Origin of the sequence: Mesorhizobium sp. M1E.F.Ca.ET.045.02.1.1 (assembly GCF_003952485.1) — a bacterium.
GTDB lineage: Bacteria > Pseudomonadota > Alphaproteobacteria > Rhizobiales > Rhizobiaceae > Mesorhizobium.
In genome coordinates this window covers 1659105-1671388 of sequence record NZ_CP034447.1, presented here as the reverse complement: position 1 = coordinate 1671388, position 12284 = coordinate 1659105, and the positions used below count along the sequence as shown (strand labels likewise).

12 protein-coding genes are annotated in these 12284 nt (G+C 64.9%); 10 read left to right on the top strand and 2 right to left on the bottom strand.

The annotated features are described in order from the left end of the window. Positions 1-196 precede the first annotated feature (196 nt). Together EJ070_RS36195 and EJ070_RS07810 are read left to right on the top strand one after the other, a co-directional pair. Entirely contained in the window at positions 197-358 is a 162-nt protein-coding gene (locus EJ070_RS36195; RefSeq protein ID WP_189350434.1) for a hypothetical protein, read from the top strand. 88 nt (positions 359-446) lie between these two features. Beyond that, a complete protein-coding gene (locus EJ070_RS07810) occupies positions 447-1538 on the top strand; it encodes a 3-deoxy-7-phosphoheptulonate synthase (RefSeq protein ID WP_126090820.1) in 1092 nt (363 codons plus the stop codon). A 98-nt stretch (positions 1539-1636) separates the two neighbouring features. Here the strand turns inward: EJ070_RS07810 and EJ070_RS07805 are convergent, their stop codons facing one another. Beyond that, a complete protein-coding gene (locus EJ070_RS07805; RefSeq protein ID WP_126090819.1) occupies positions 1637-2272 on the bottom strand; it encodes a LysE family translocator in 636 nt (211 codons plus the stop codon). A gap of 126 nt (positions 2273-2398) precedes the next feature. Between EJ070_RS07805 and EJ070_RS07800 the strand changes: the two genes are divergently transcribed. Further along, on the top strand, positions 2399-3100 hold the full coding sequence (locus EJ070_RS07800; RefSeq protein ID WP_126090818.1) for a YafY family protein: 702 nt from the start codon (positions 2399-2401) through the stop codon (positions 3098-3100). Between the two features lie 24 nt (positions 3101-3124). Here EJ070_RS07800 and EJ070_RS07795 read toward each other — a convergent pair whose 3' ends face one another. Beyond that, positions 3125-4234: a Gfo/Idh/MocA family oxidoreductase gene (locus EJ070_RS07795; RefSeq protein WP_126090817.1), complete on the bottom strand. Its 1110-nt coding sequence runs from the start codon at positions 4232-4234 to the stop codon at positions 3125-3127. A gap of 158 nt (positions 4235-4392) precedes the next feature. Here EJ070_RS07795 and EJ070_RS07790 point away from each other — a divergent pair, with 158 nt between their 5' ends. The 7 genes from EJ070_RS07790 to EJ070_RS07760 all read left to right on the top strand — a co-directional run bounded on the left by EJ070_RS07790 (position 4393) and on the right by EJ070_RS07760 (position 12246). Next, a complete protein-coding gene (locus tag EJ070_RS07790; RefSeq protein ID WP_189350432.1) occupies positions 4393-5238 on the top strand; it encodes a MurR/RpiR family transcriptional regulator in 846 nt (281 codons plus the stop codon). A 154-nt stretch (positions 5239-5392) separates the two neighbouring features. After that, positions 5393-7327, top strand: a complete 1935-nt coding sequence (gene iolC, locus EJ070_RS07785) for a 5-dehydro-2-deoxygluconokinase (protein WP_126090815.1) — start codon at positions 5393-5395, stop codon at positions 7325-7327. 51 nt (positions 7328-7378) lie between these two features. Continuing rightward, entirely contained in the window at positions 7379-9229 is a 1851-nt protein-coding gene (gene iolD / locus EJ070_RS07780; protein ID WP_126090814.1) for a 3D-(3,5/4)-trihydroxycyclohexane-1,2-dione acylhydrolase (decyclizing), read from the top strand. Positions 9230-9381: 152 nt separating this feature from the next. Next, complete coding sequence (iolE, locus tag EJ070_RS07775; RefSeq protein WP_126090813.1) at positions 9382-10296, top strand: myo-inosose-2 dehydratase; 915 nt, start codon at positions 9382-9384, stop codon at positions 10294-10296. A gap of 64 nt (positions 10297-10360) precedes the next feature. After that, a complete protein-coding gene (locus EJ070_RS07770) occupies positions 10361-10573 on the top strand; it encodes a DUF3329 domain-containing protein (protein ID WP_126090812.1) in 213 nt (70 codons plus the stop codon). 5 nt (positions 10574-10578) lie between these two features. After that, positions 10579-11391 (top strand): 5-deoxy-glucuronate isomerase, encoded by an 813-nt coding sequence (gene iolB, locus EJ070_RS07765; RefSeq protein ID WP_126090811.1) that lies wholly within the window; start codon positions 10579-10581, stop codon positions 11389-11391. A 147-nt stretch (positions 11392-11538) separates the two neighbouring features. Next, positions 11539-12246, top strand: coding sequence for a DUF1045 domain-containing protein (locus EJ070_RS07760; protein ID WP_126090810.1), 708 nt, complete (start codon positions 11539-11541; stop codon positions 12244-12246). Positions 12247-12284: the final 38 nt, after the last annotated feature.

The window sequence follows — 12284 nt, the reverse complement described above, 5'->3', positions numbered from 1 at the left end:
CCCCATCCATTCGGACGTTGGCGCCGCCCCTCATCCCCCTGCCGGGACCTTCTCCCCGTATAGCGACGGGGAGAAGGGGCTGGCCGCGACGTTGGCGATTGCCGAAATCGCCGGCGAGAGCGTCCCTCTCCCCGTTGCAACGGGGAGAGGATGCCGGCAGGCAGGTGAGGGGCGGCGCCGACACCGGTAATTGGCGATGCCGAGCGAGGCCGTCGTCGTTTCAGGCGAGCAGCTTCATGAGACAGGTGACAATCGCCCCAGCTTCGACTATATGAGCCGCATGATCCACCTGACCGCCTCGTTTTGGTACTTTTACTACGACAGCTCGCTGGCGGCGGGAGGATTGCGCTCGATCTGAAGATTGCAGCATCTAAATCCGAAAAGCCGCCAGACCTGGCGGCTTTTTCGTTTCAGCCGGCAGGTCTCCTAACCAGGAGCAGAAAGCCGTGTTGACCACCACAGACGACCTTCGGGTCAAGGAACTCAAAGTCCTGAGCACGCCGGACGACGTGATGCGCGAGATACCGCGCTCGCTGACGGCGACGCGCACCGTTGCCGCCTCACGCAACGCCATCCATTCCATCCTGACGGGGGCCGACGATCGACTGGTAGTCATTGTCGGCCCTTGTTCCATCCACGATCCGGTCGCCGCCGTGGACTACGCCAGCCGTCTGGCGGCGCTGCGCGAGGCCCTGGCGGACCGGCTCGAGATCGTCATGCGCGTCTATTTTGAGAAACCGCGCACCACGGTCGGCTGGAAGGGCCTGATCAACGATCCCGACCTCGACGGCAGCTTCAACATCGACAAGGGTTTGCGCATGGCGCGCAACGTGCTGTCGGCCGTCAACAATCTCGGCCTGCCGGCGGCGACCGAGTTCCTCGACATGACGACGCCGCAATACATCGCCGACCTCGTTGCCTGGGGCGCCATCGGCGCGCGCACGACCGAAAGCCAGATCCACCGCGAGCTCGCGTCCGGTCTCTCCTGCCCGGTCGGCTTCAAGAACGGCACCGACGGCAATTTGCGCATCGCCGGCGAAGCGGTGAAGTCGGCCGCCCAGCCGCATCATTTCATGGCGGTGACCAAGGGCGGCCGCAGCGCGATCGCCGCGACCACCGGCAACGAGGATTGCCACGTCATCCTGCGCGGCGGCGTCGTGCCGAACTATGATGCGGCAAGCGTCGATGCCGCTGCGGCGGAGCTCGCCCGCATCGGCGTCGCGCCGCGGCTGATGATCGACGTCAGCCACGCCAACAGCGGCAAGAAGCCGGAGAACCAGCCCAAGGTCACGCATGACGTGGCGGGGCAGGTAGCGGCGGGCGACGAGCGTATCATCGGCGTCATGATCGAGAGCAATCTCGTCGCCGGCCGGCAGGATGTCGTGCCCGGCAAGCCGCTCACCTACGGCCAGAGCATCACCGACGGCTGTATCGACTGGGCGACCACCGAGACGGTGCTGCACGGCCTCGCCGGCGCCGTCGAATGGCGCCGGTCGGTGAAGCGCGAGATGCTCGCCAGCCGCCAGGGCGCCGCCTGATGCCTCGCCCTTCTCCCTTGTGGGAGAAGGTGGATCAGCGCGCAGCGCCGAGACGGATGAGGGGTGCTGGAAGGAACGCGGCGTGCGCCTTTTTAGGCTCACGCCGCCCTCAGCCCTTCCCATGCGGTGAACACCGAAACCGCAAACAAAAGCAGCCCGGCCGCGCGCCCGGCAAAGGCGGTTGCTCCCGGGTTGTCGACCAGCAGCGCCCGGCTGCGGCCGGCGGTGATGGCGAGCCCGCCATAGATCGCCGCCTGCGTGGCGACCGTCAGCAACCCCATGATTGTCGCCTGCACCCAGATCGGACCGTAAGCCGGCTTCAGGAATTGCGGATAGACGGCAAGGATGAAGAGATAGGCCTTCGGATTGATCAGGCACGTCACAAGCCCCTGGCGAAAGGCTTTCCAGGCCGAACGGCTCCCCGTGGGCCCGTCATTGCCGACGGTGATCGAGCTGCGCATCAGCGAAATGCCGATATAGGCCATATAAGCGGCGCCGACGACCAGAAGCGGTTTGAACAGGACCGGCACGAAATGCATGAGCAGGCCGACGCCGATCGCGCCGTTCAGTGTATGCACCGCGCCGCCGAGCATGATGCCGCCGGTCGCCGCCAGACCCCGATCACGGCCGCCGGTCAGCGCATTGGCCAGCACGAACAGCATGTCCATGCCCGGAACGGCGATGATGCCGAACAGCAGGATGAAGAAAAGCCAGAGGTTTTCCGTGTAGCTCATGTCAGTTGCTTGTCGCTCCGTCGGCCAAGGAGTTCAGGAATCTGTTGATTTTCAAGCGTATAGGCGGCCCTATAGGCCACCCCAACTGACGGGGGTGTGTCAGTTGCCTTCATGGTGGGTGAGGAAATGCGCAAGGCCTCGCGCCTGTTCGAGATCATCCAGATCCTGCGGCTGGCCCGAAAGCCGGTAACGGCGGCGGCGATCGCCGAGCGGCTGGAAGTGACGGTGCGCTCGGTCTATCGCGACATCGCGGCATTGCAGGCGATGCGCGTGCCGATCGAGGGCGGGCGCGGTATCGGCTACATCCTGCGCCCTGGCTTCGACCTGCCGCCGCTGATGTTTTCGATCGAGGAGATGGAGGCGATCGTGTTGTCGCTGGCGCTGCTCGAACGCACCGGCGACGACGAGCTCAAGCAGGCCGCAAAACGGGTCGGCGCCAAGATCGCCGGCGCGGTGCCGCCGCCCTTGCGGCAGACGCTCGACGCCAACGCTCTGCATGCCTGGGGTTTTGCCGCGCCCTCGGCTGCTGCGGTCGATCTGGCGCTCGTGCGGCGCGCCATCCGCGACGAGGAAAAGCTCGACCTTGCCTATCGAGACGAGGCGGGCCGTGACACACAGCGCACCGTCCGGCCGATCGCGCTGATCTACTATGCCGAGACCGCCAACATCGTCGCTTGGTGCGAGCTGCGCCAGGCCATCCGCAATTTCCGCAGCGACCGCATCGAAGACTGCCAGCCGACCGGCCTATGGTTCAAGGGCGAAGGCGATCGGCTGCGGCAGGTCTGGGTGGATGGCTGGGAGATCAATGCAGCGGCCGCCGGCAACTGACGCATCGCCGGGCGGTCCGGCAGATTACCTCACATCCATCCAGCGCTGTTCCTGGAACGAGCGCGCCATCGCATGCACGGTGCGCTCGATCTCCAGCCCTTCGTCGAAATCGATGATCCGCGCCGGCCTGCCGGCGATCCGCATCAAGAGTTCGCGGCATTCGATCATCTTGAGGTCGTTGAAGCCGAGGCCATGGCCGGGCGCCGGCAGGAAGGAATCGTAGGGCTTGTGATGCGGCGCCACCAGGATGGTGCGGTAGCCTTGCTCGGTTGGCCGGTCGGCGGTGAGATAAAGCTGGAATTCGTTCATCCGCTCCTGGTCGTAGAGGATCGAGCCCTTCGAGCCGAAGATCTGGATGGCGATGCGGCCCTTGCGTCCCCAGGCCGAGCGGTTGACCAGCAGCGTGCCGGCGACGCCGTTTTCGAGATGCATCAGCACGCTGGCAATGTCGTAGGTTTCGACCGCGCGGCGGCCGCCGGAAGCGACTTTCCGGTCGGCATAAGGCTTGACCATATCGCACATGACGCGGGCGACGCGGCCGAACAGCACCTTGATCAGCGACAGCGGATGGACGGCGAAATCGTCGAGCACACCATAGCCCGAGGCCGCCTCATGCTTCCAGAAGAACGGCGCGTCGGGATCGGCCATGAAATCCTCGTCCATCTCGATGCGCACGAGATTGACGTCGCCGATGATCTTTTCCTGAAGCAGCGCGCCGATATGGCGGATGGCCGGGTTCTGGATGTAGTTGTAGCCGAGCGCCGCCACCTTGCCCGATGTCTTCGCCGCCTTTGCCATCGCCTCGGCCTCGGCGAAACCCGGCGCCATCGGCTTCTCGCACCACAGATGCTTGCCGGCCTCCAGGATGGCGATCGCCATTTCGGGATGGAACTGGTTGGGCGTGGTCAGCGACACGACATCGACCTCCGGATCGTTGACCACGGCGCGCCAGTCGCCGGAACCCTTGGCGAAGCCGAACTCGCCCGCCTTGCGTTTTGCGAGCTCGTCATTGACTTCACCCAGATGCACCAGCTTCGGCTTCTCGACATCGGGAAAGACGGCGCCGACCGCGTTCCAGGCGATGGCGTGGCACTTGCCCATGAAGCCCGTGCCGATGAGGCCCACTCCGACCATGTCGATTGTCTCCATTGAAGAGAAAGAGAAGCATGGATGAATTAATCCATTTCACTTGAGAATGGAACGTCCAAATCATTTTTTATGGTGTTCTTGCGCGAACTCGCTATGATGAGGCAGGAGAGAGAGCTTTCAATATGGCCGTGGGCGGAGCGACGATGGACGAACGGGTGCCTCGCGATTTCGAGACGTTGCGCACGACGATCCTGGAGCGTCGGCACAGCCTGCCCAAGCGCATCGCCCAGATCGCCGCCTATGCGCTCGACAATCCCGATGACATCGCCTTCGGCACCGCCGCAAGCATCGCCGCCTCGGCCGGCGTCCAGCCCTCGACGCTGATCCGCTTCGCCCAGCAACTCGGCTTCGACGGCTTTACCAGCCTGCAGCAGGTCTTTCGCGAGCGCCTGCGCGAGCGCAATTCCTCCTATGACGAGAGGCTCGCGGCACTGCGCGCCAAGGCCGAGGAAGGTGCCGGGCACCGGGCGATCTTCGACGGCTTCGTCGCTGCCGCCAGCACCTCGCTCAGCGACATTTCGCGCGCGTTGAACGATGTGCATTTCGAAGAGGCCGTCAACTTGCTGGCGAAAGCCGAGACCATCTATGTGCTGGCCAAGCGCCGCTCCTATCCGGTCGCGTCCTACATCGCCTATGCGCTGGGCAAGCTCAAGATCCGCAACCAGTTGATCGAATCGGCTGCCGGACTGAACGCCGAGATGATCGGCTTCGCCACGCCGCGTGACGCCGTCATCGCCATCAGCTTCTCGCCTTACGCGCCGGCGACCATCGAAGAGACGCGCTCGATCGCCGAGCAAGGCGTGCCGATCGTCGCCATCACCGACTCATCGTTTTCGCCGCTCGCCCAGTTCGCCAAGATCTGGTTCGAGGTGGCCGAAGCCGATTTCGGCGGCTTCCGCTCGATCTCGGCGACGATGGCGCTCGCCATGGCGCTGACCGTCGCGGTCGGCGAGAAGCGGCGCGACGCCGGCCGCAAGCGCAAGTCCTGACCGCCTCGCGTCAGCGTTTTTCCATCCGGGAATGCTCATTCCATATTGACTATGGATTGGAATTATTATTTCATATTGACGGCGCCACGCTGCCGTCCTCGCGTGCTGCCCACAACGACGCTGCTCTGCACAACAAGGCCGATGGGAGGTTCGAATGGGCGAAGCCGTGGAAGCGAAATATCCGCCGCTCGACGTCATCACGATCGGCCGCGCCTCGGTCGATCTCTATGGACAGCAGATCGGCTCGCGCCTGGAGGACATCACCTCCTTCGCCAAGTCGGTCGGCGGCTGCCCGGCCAATATTTCCGTCGGCACGGCAAGGCTCGGCCTGCGCTCGGCGCTGCTCACCCGCGTCGGCGACGAGCAGATGGGCCGCTTCATCCGCGAGCAGCTTCGGCGTGAGGGCGTCTCGGTCGACGGACTGAAGACCGACAAGGAGCGGCTGACCGCGCTCGTCCTGCTTTCCGTCGAGGACGAAGGCGTCTCGCCGATGATTTTTTATCGCTCCGACTGCGCCGACATGGCGTTGGCGGAAGAGGACATCGATGAAGCCTTCATCGCCTCGGCCCGCGCCGTCGTCGTCACCGGCACGCATTTCTCTCGCCCCAACTCGGACGCCGCGCAGCGCAAGGCGATCCGCCTCATGAAGGCCAAAGGCGGCAAGGTGGTCTTCGACATCGACTACCGTCCGAACCTCTGGGGCCTCGCCGGCCATGCCGAAGGCTTCGAGCGTTACGTCAAATCCGATCGCGTCTCGGCGCAGCTGAAGACCGTGCTGCCCGATTGCGATCTCATCGTCGGCACCGAGGAGGAGATCATGATTGCGTCGGGCGCCGACGATTGCCTGAGCGCGCTGAAGACGATCCGCTCCTTGTCCGCGGCCACCATCGTGCTCAAGCGCGGCGCCAAGGGCTGCATCGTCTATGACGGGCCGATCAGCGACGACCTCGAGGACGGCATCGTCGGCAAGGGTTTCCCGATCGAGGTCTACAACGTGCTCGGCGCCGGCGACGCCTTCATGTCCGGCTTCCTGCGCGGCTGGCTGGGCGGCGAAAGCTTTGCCACGGCCGCCACCTGGGCCAACGCCTGCGGCGCCTTCGCGGTGTCGCGCCTGCTCTGCGCCCCGGAATATCCGACCTTCGAGGAACTGCAGTTCTTCCTGAAGCACGGCAGCAAGCATCTGGCGCTGCGCAAGGACGAGGCGATCAACCACATCCATTGGGCGACGACGCGGCGGCGCGACATTCCCTCGCTGATGGCGCTCGCCTGCGATCATCGCATCCAGCTGGAGGACGTCGCGGCTAGAGTCGGCGCCGATGCTGCGCGCATCCCCGACTTCAAGGTGCTCACGGTCAAGGCGGCGGCCAAGGTCGCCGCCGGCCGCGACGGCTACGGCATGCTGATCGACGAGAAATATGGCCGCGACGCGATGTTCGAATTCGCCCGCCATCCCTTCGCCTGGCTCGGCCGCCCGGTCGAGTTGCCTGGCTCGCGGCCGCTACGCTTCGAATTCTCGCAGGATATCGGCTCGCAACTGGTCGAATGGCCGGTCGACCACTGCATCAAATGCCTGTGCTTCTATCGCCCGGACGATCCGGAAGCGCTGAAGACCGAGCAGCAGCAGAAGCTGCGGGCCCTGTTCGAGGCGGCGCGGAAAGTCGGCAGGGAACTTCTCGTCGAGATCATCGCCGGCAAGCACGGCAAGCTCGACGACACCACCATTCCGCGCGCGCTTGAAGAGCTCTATGCGCTGGGCATCAAGCCCGACTGGTGGAAGCTCGAGCCGCAGGCGTCCGCCAACGCCTGGGCGAAGATCGAGCAGGTGATCGTCAAGAACGACCCATGGTGCCGCGGCGTCGTGCTGCTCGGTCTCGAGGCGCCGCAGGACGAGTTGGTCGCGGCCTTTGCCGCAACGAGCAATGCGCCCATCGTCAAGGGATTTGCCGTCGGTCGCACCATCTTCATCAACGCCGCCGAACAATGGCTGGCCGGAAAAATGTCGGACGACGAGGCCGTCGCCGACATGGCCTCGCGCTTCGAGCAACTGACCGAGGCATGGCTTGCCGCGCGCGGCCGTAAAGCAGCATAAGAAGGCGGCCGCATAACAAGACGGCACAAGGAAAGCCGGAGGAAAACGACAATGACCAAGACCGTTCGCCTGACGATGGCGCAGGCGCTGACCCGCTTTCTGTCCCGCCAGATGACGGAGATCGACGGCAGACGAGTGCCGATCTTCGGCGGCGTCTGGGCGATCTTCGGCCATGGCAACGTCGCCGGCATCGGCGAGGCGCTCTACCAGGTGCGCGACGAGCTGCCGACCTTCCGCGCCCATAACGAGCAAGCGATGGCGCATGCGGCGATAGGCTACGCCAAGGCGAATTTCCGCCGCCGCTTCATGGCCGCCACCACTTCGATCGGCCCCGGCGCGCTGAACATGGTGACGGCGGCAGCCCTCGCCCATGTCAACCGGCTGCCGGTGCTTCTGCTCCCCGGCGATGTCTTCGCCAACCGCCTGCCCGACCCGGTGCTGCAGCAGGCCGAGGATTTCTCCGACGGCACGGCGAGCGTCAACGACTGCTTCCGCGCCGTCTCACGCTATTTCGACCGCATCACGCGGCCCGAGCAGATCATCCCGGCGCTGAACCGCGCCATGCAGGTCCTGACCGATCCGGCCGAATGTGGCCCGGTCACGCTCTCGCTCTGCCAGGACGTGCAGGCCGAGGCCTATGATTATCCCGAAAGCCTGTTCGCTGAGCGCGTCTGGACGCCGCGCAGGGTTCGCCCGGATCGCCACGAGCTGGCGAACGCCGTCGCGGCGCTGAAGGGCGCCAAGAAGCCGCTGGTGATCGCCGGCGGCGGCGTCCTTTATTCGCAGGCTTCGGGAGAACTGGCCAAGCTGGTGCAGGGCGCCGGCATTCCGGTCTGCGAGACGCAAGGCGGCAAGTCTTCGCTCTCCGACGATCATCCGCTCAACATGGCGGCGGTCGGCGTCACCGGCACCTCAGCCGCCAACCGGCTGGCCGAGGAAGCCGATGTCGTGCTCGCCGTCGGCACCCGGCTGCAGGATTTCACCACCGGCTCCTGGGCGTTGTTCAAGAATGCCGGCCGCACCATCATTGGGCTAAATACCCAGGTCTTCGACGCCGGCAAGCACTGGGCGCTGCCGCTGGTCGCCGACGCGGCCGAAGGCCTGGCCGAACTCAGTGCCGCGCTGAAAGGCTGGAAGGCGCCAACCGCCTGGACCGACAATGCGCTGAAGGGCAAGAAGGACTGGCAGGCCGCCGCCGCCAAGGTCACGGCCTCGACCAATGCCGCCTATCCCTCGGACGCGCAGGTGATTGGCGCCGTGCAGCGCGCCATGGGCTCCGGCGTCACCTTGCTGCATGCCGCCGGCGGTCTGCCGGGCGAATTGCACAAGCTCTGGCAGGCGGGCGCGCCCGGCTCCTACCACGCCGAATACGGCTTCTCGACCATGGGCTATGAGATCGCCGGTGGCCTCGGCGTCAAGATGGCCAAGCCCGATCAGGAGGTCGTCGTCATGGTCGGCGACGGCTCCTATTTGATGCTCAATTCCGAGATCGCGACTTCGGTGATGCTCGGCCTGAAACTCACCATCGTGCTGCTCGACAACCGCGGCTATGGCTGCATCAACCGGCTGCAGATGGCGACCGGCGGCGCCAACTTCAACAATCTGCTCAAGGACGCGCGCCACGAGGTGATGCCCGACGTCGACTTCGCCGCCCACGCGGCAAGCCTCGGCGCCGTCGCCGAGAAGGTGGCGTCGATAGCCGAGCTGGAGACGGCGCTGGCCAAGGCGAAGCAAAACAGCAAGACCACCGTGCTGGTCATCGACACCGATCCGCTGGTGTCGACCGAGGCCGGCGGCCATTGGTGGGATGTCGCCGTGCCGGAAGTCTCATCGCGGGCACAGGTAAACGCCGCGCGCAAGGCGTATGAGGGCAAAAAGCAGATGCAGAGCATCGGTGACTAAAGCCGGCGCCGCCAACTCCCTACCTCCCCCTTGTGGGGAGGTCGGACCCGAAAGTCCGGGTGGGGGTCGGCGCCGCATCCCACCCCGCTGCTGCGCAGCGACCCTCCCCACAAGGGGGAGGGTAGGCACGAACCTGATACTGGAGTGACGACTTGAAAGCCAAACTGGGCATGTCCCCCATCGCGTGGTGGAATGACGATCTCGTGGAATTGAGCGATGACGTGTCGCTGGAGGAGTGTCTGCGCCAGTCGCGCTCGGCGGGCTTCACCGGCATGGAGATGGGCCGCCGCTTCCCCAACGATCCGAAAGTGATGCTGCCGATCCTGAAGGAAGCCGACGTCACGCTCTGCGGCGGCTGGTTCTCCGGCACGCTGGTCAACGAGGACCTGGCCAGGAACAAGGATCGTATCCAGCCGATGATCGACCTGTTCAAGGCGGTCGACGCGCCCTGCATCGTCTATGGCGAGGTCGGTCGTTCCATCCAGGGCGACCGCTCCAAGCCTCTGGCCACCAAGCCGAAGCTCACCGGTGACGAGATGAAGGCCTATGGCCGTCGCGTCACCGAATTCGGCGAATGGTGCGCCGATCAAGGCATGCCGCTCTCCTATCACCACCACATGGCGGCTGTGGTCGAGACCGAGCCGGAGCTCGATTCCTTCATGCGCCATTCCGGCGAAGGCATCCCGCTGTTGCTCGATGCCGGCCATCTCGCCTTTGCCGGCGGCGACGTGCTGCGCGCCATCGACAACCATCACAAGCGCATCAACCACGTCCATGTGAAGGATGTGCGCATGGGCGTCATCGACAGCCTCGACCGCACGAAACAGTCCTTCCTCGATGCCGTGGCGCTCGGCGCCTTCACCGTGCCGGGCGACGGCTCGCTCGATTTCGGCGCCATCGTGCAGAAGTTCGCCGACCACGGCTATGAAGGCTGGTTCGTGGTCGAGGCCGAGCAGGACCCGAAGAAGAACCCGCCGCTCAAGATGGCGCAGGTCGGGCACAAGGAACTGATGCGGGTGATGACGGCCGCCGGCTATACGGTGGAGACGCAAGGCTTCCCGGCGTAAACGGTGGATTTGCCATGGCGCGCGGTTTATCCGTTGCGCTTTGGGCAGATCCTGGATTGGCGCGATGAAAGACTATGAGCACCCCTTCTTCCGGCCATTGTGGCGACGCATCGCCGTCGTGGCCGTCTGTTTGATCTGGTCGGTGATCGAATTCGCCTCCGGCACGCCCTTCTGGGGCGTCATCGCGCTCGGCTTCGCCGGCTACGCGGTGTGGCAGTTCTTCTACCTCTACAAGCCGGCCGAGGAGAACAAGGCCGGCCCCGAACCGAAGGAGTGACCGCAATGTCGAAACTGCTCGTCAAGGCCGACAAGGGCCACGGCCACGTCGCCCACGTCACCCCGCAAAGCGCCGGCTGGACTTATGTCGGTTTCGATCTCCACCGCTTGCGGCCGGGCGAGACCGCAGCCGGCAAGACGGGCGATCGCGAGGTCTGCCTGGTCTTCGTTACCGGCAAGGGCAAGACATCCGCCGGCGGCAAGGATCTCGGCCTGCTCGGCGAGCGCATGTCGCCCTTCGAGGGCAAGCCCTGGTCGGTCTATGTGCCGCAAGGCTCCGACTGGTCGGTGACCGCCGACACCGAGCTGGAGCTCGCCGTCTGCTCGGCGCCGGGCCTTGCCGGTGGTCTTCCCGTCCGCGTCATCGGGCCTGACGATCTCGGCCAGGAAGTGCGCGGCAAGGGCACCAATACCCGCTACGTTACCAACATCCTGCCCGAGGGTAAGCCGGCCGACTCGCTGCTGGTGGTCGAGGTCATAACTCCCGGTGGCCACACCTCCAGCTATCCGCCGCACAAGCACGACCAGGACAATCTCCCCGCGGAGTCCTATCTCGAGGAGACCTATTACCACCGCCTCAATCCGCCGCAGGGCTTCGCCTTCCAGCGCGTCTACACCGATGCCGACAGGAACGGCGTGCGCGATCTGGACGAGGCGATGGCGATCGAGGACGGCGATGTCGTGCTGGTGCCGAAGGGCTATCACCCGTGCGCGGCCTGCCACGGCTACGATCTCTACTACCTCAACGTCATGGCCGGCCCGAAGCGGACGTGGAAATTCCACAACGCGGCCGAGCACGAATGGCTGATGAAGGCCTGAGCTCTTTATGACGCTCAACTTGTTGGTCCAGCTCGGGAAAATCGTCGGCTAAGGACCGCCAGGGGTTGTTTGCCTTCGAAAACCCATGAAAGCTTCGTCAATCCGTCATGGAAATCACCTATGGCAGCGGTCTGACGAGGACTTTCCATGCGCTACGCCATCTATTTCACCCCACGGCAGGACGAGCCGCTGGCGCGCATCGCCGCCAATTGGCTTGGCCGCGATCCCTTCGGCGCGGCGACGCGCCCGGTCGAGGCCGTAGGTGAGCTGTCGGCGGCGGAAGTCGCTTTCCACACGGCTTCGGCCAGGCGCTACGGCTTCCATGCGACGCTTAAGGCGCCGTTCGGGCTGGCTTCGAATGAGACGGAAGCCTCGCTGCGCGCCGCCCTCGATAGTTTCGCCGAGGCGACGCCGCCGGTCGTCATCCCGCGCCTCGTTGTCGGCCAGATCGACGGCTTCTTCGCCCTGGTGCCTGAAACTCCGTTCGAGCCGCTCAACAGCTTCGCCGGCGAGGTCGTGCGCGCCTTCGACCGCTTCCGCGCGCCGCTGACCGAAGCGGAGATCGAGCGGCGCAGCCCCGATTCCCTGAAGCCGCAGGAATTCCGCAACCTGTGCCAGTGGGGCTACCCTTACGTCTTCGAGACGTTCCGCTTCCACATGACGTTGTCGGGACGCGTCGGGCCACAGGAAAGCCCACGTCTTCGTGCAGCAATCGACAGCCTGTTCGCGGATGTGCTGCAGCGTCCGGTACCGGTGGATGCGCTGACATTGTTCGTCGAAACCGAGCCCGGCGCGCCGTTTATGGCGCTTTCCCACCATGCGCTTGGGCGCCGCCCGGCCAGAAAGACCGCCTGATTTGACCGCCTGATATGATCGCCCAAAATGATCGCTTG

Excerpts from the sequence above, each read along its gene's own strand:
- EJ070_RS36195 (WP_189350434.1), top strand. The coding sequence starts at position 197 with ATGCCGAGCGAGGCCGTCGTCGTTTCAGGCGAGCAGCTTCATGAGACA.
- EJ070_RS07805 (WP_126090819.1), bottom strand. The coding sequence starts at position 2,272 with ATGAGCTACACGGAAAACCTCTGGCTTTTCTTCATCCTGCTGTTCGGC.
- EJ070_RS07800 (WP_126090818.1), top strand. The coding sequence starts at position 2,399 with ATGCGCAAGGCCTCGCGCCTGTTCGAGATCATCCAGATCCTGCGGCTG.
- EJ070_RS07795 (WP_126090817.1), bottom strand. The coding sequence starts at position 4,234 with ATGGTCGGAGTGGGCCTCATCGGCACGGGCTTCATGGGCAAGTGCCAC.
- EJ070_RS07790 (WP_189350432.1), top strand. The coding sequence starts at position 4,393 with ATGGACGAACGGGTGCCTCGCGATTTCGAGACGTTGCGCACGACGATC.
- iolC (WP_126090815.1), top strand. The coding sequence starts at position 5,393 with ATGGGCGAAGCCGTGGAAGCGAAATATCCGCCGCTCGACGTCATCACG.
- iolD (WP_126090814.1), top strand. The coding sequence starts at position 7,379 with ATGACCAAGACCGTTCGCCTGACGATGGCGCAGGCGCTGACCCGCTTT.
- EJ070_RS07770 (WP_126090812.1), top strand. The coding sequence starts at position 10,361 with ATGAAAGACTATGAGCACCCCTTCTTCCGGCCATTGTGGCGACGCATC.
- iolB (WP_126090811.1), top strand. The coding sequence starts at position 10,579 with ATGTCGAAACTGCTCGTCAAGGCCGACAAGGGCCACGGCCACGTCGCC.
- EJ070_RS07760 (WP_126090810.1), top strand. The coding sequence starts at position 11,539 with ATGCGCTACGCCATCTATTTCACCCCACGGCAGGACGAGCCGCTGGCG.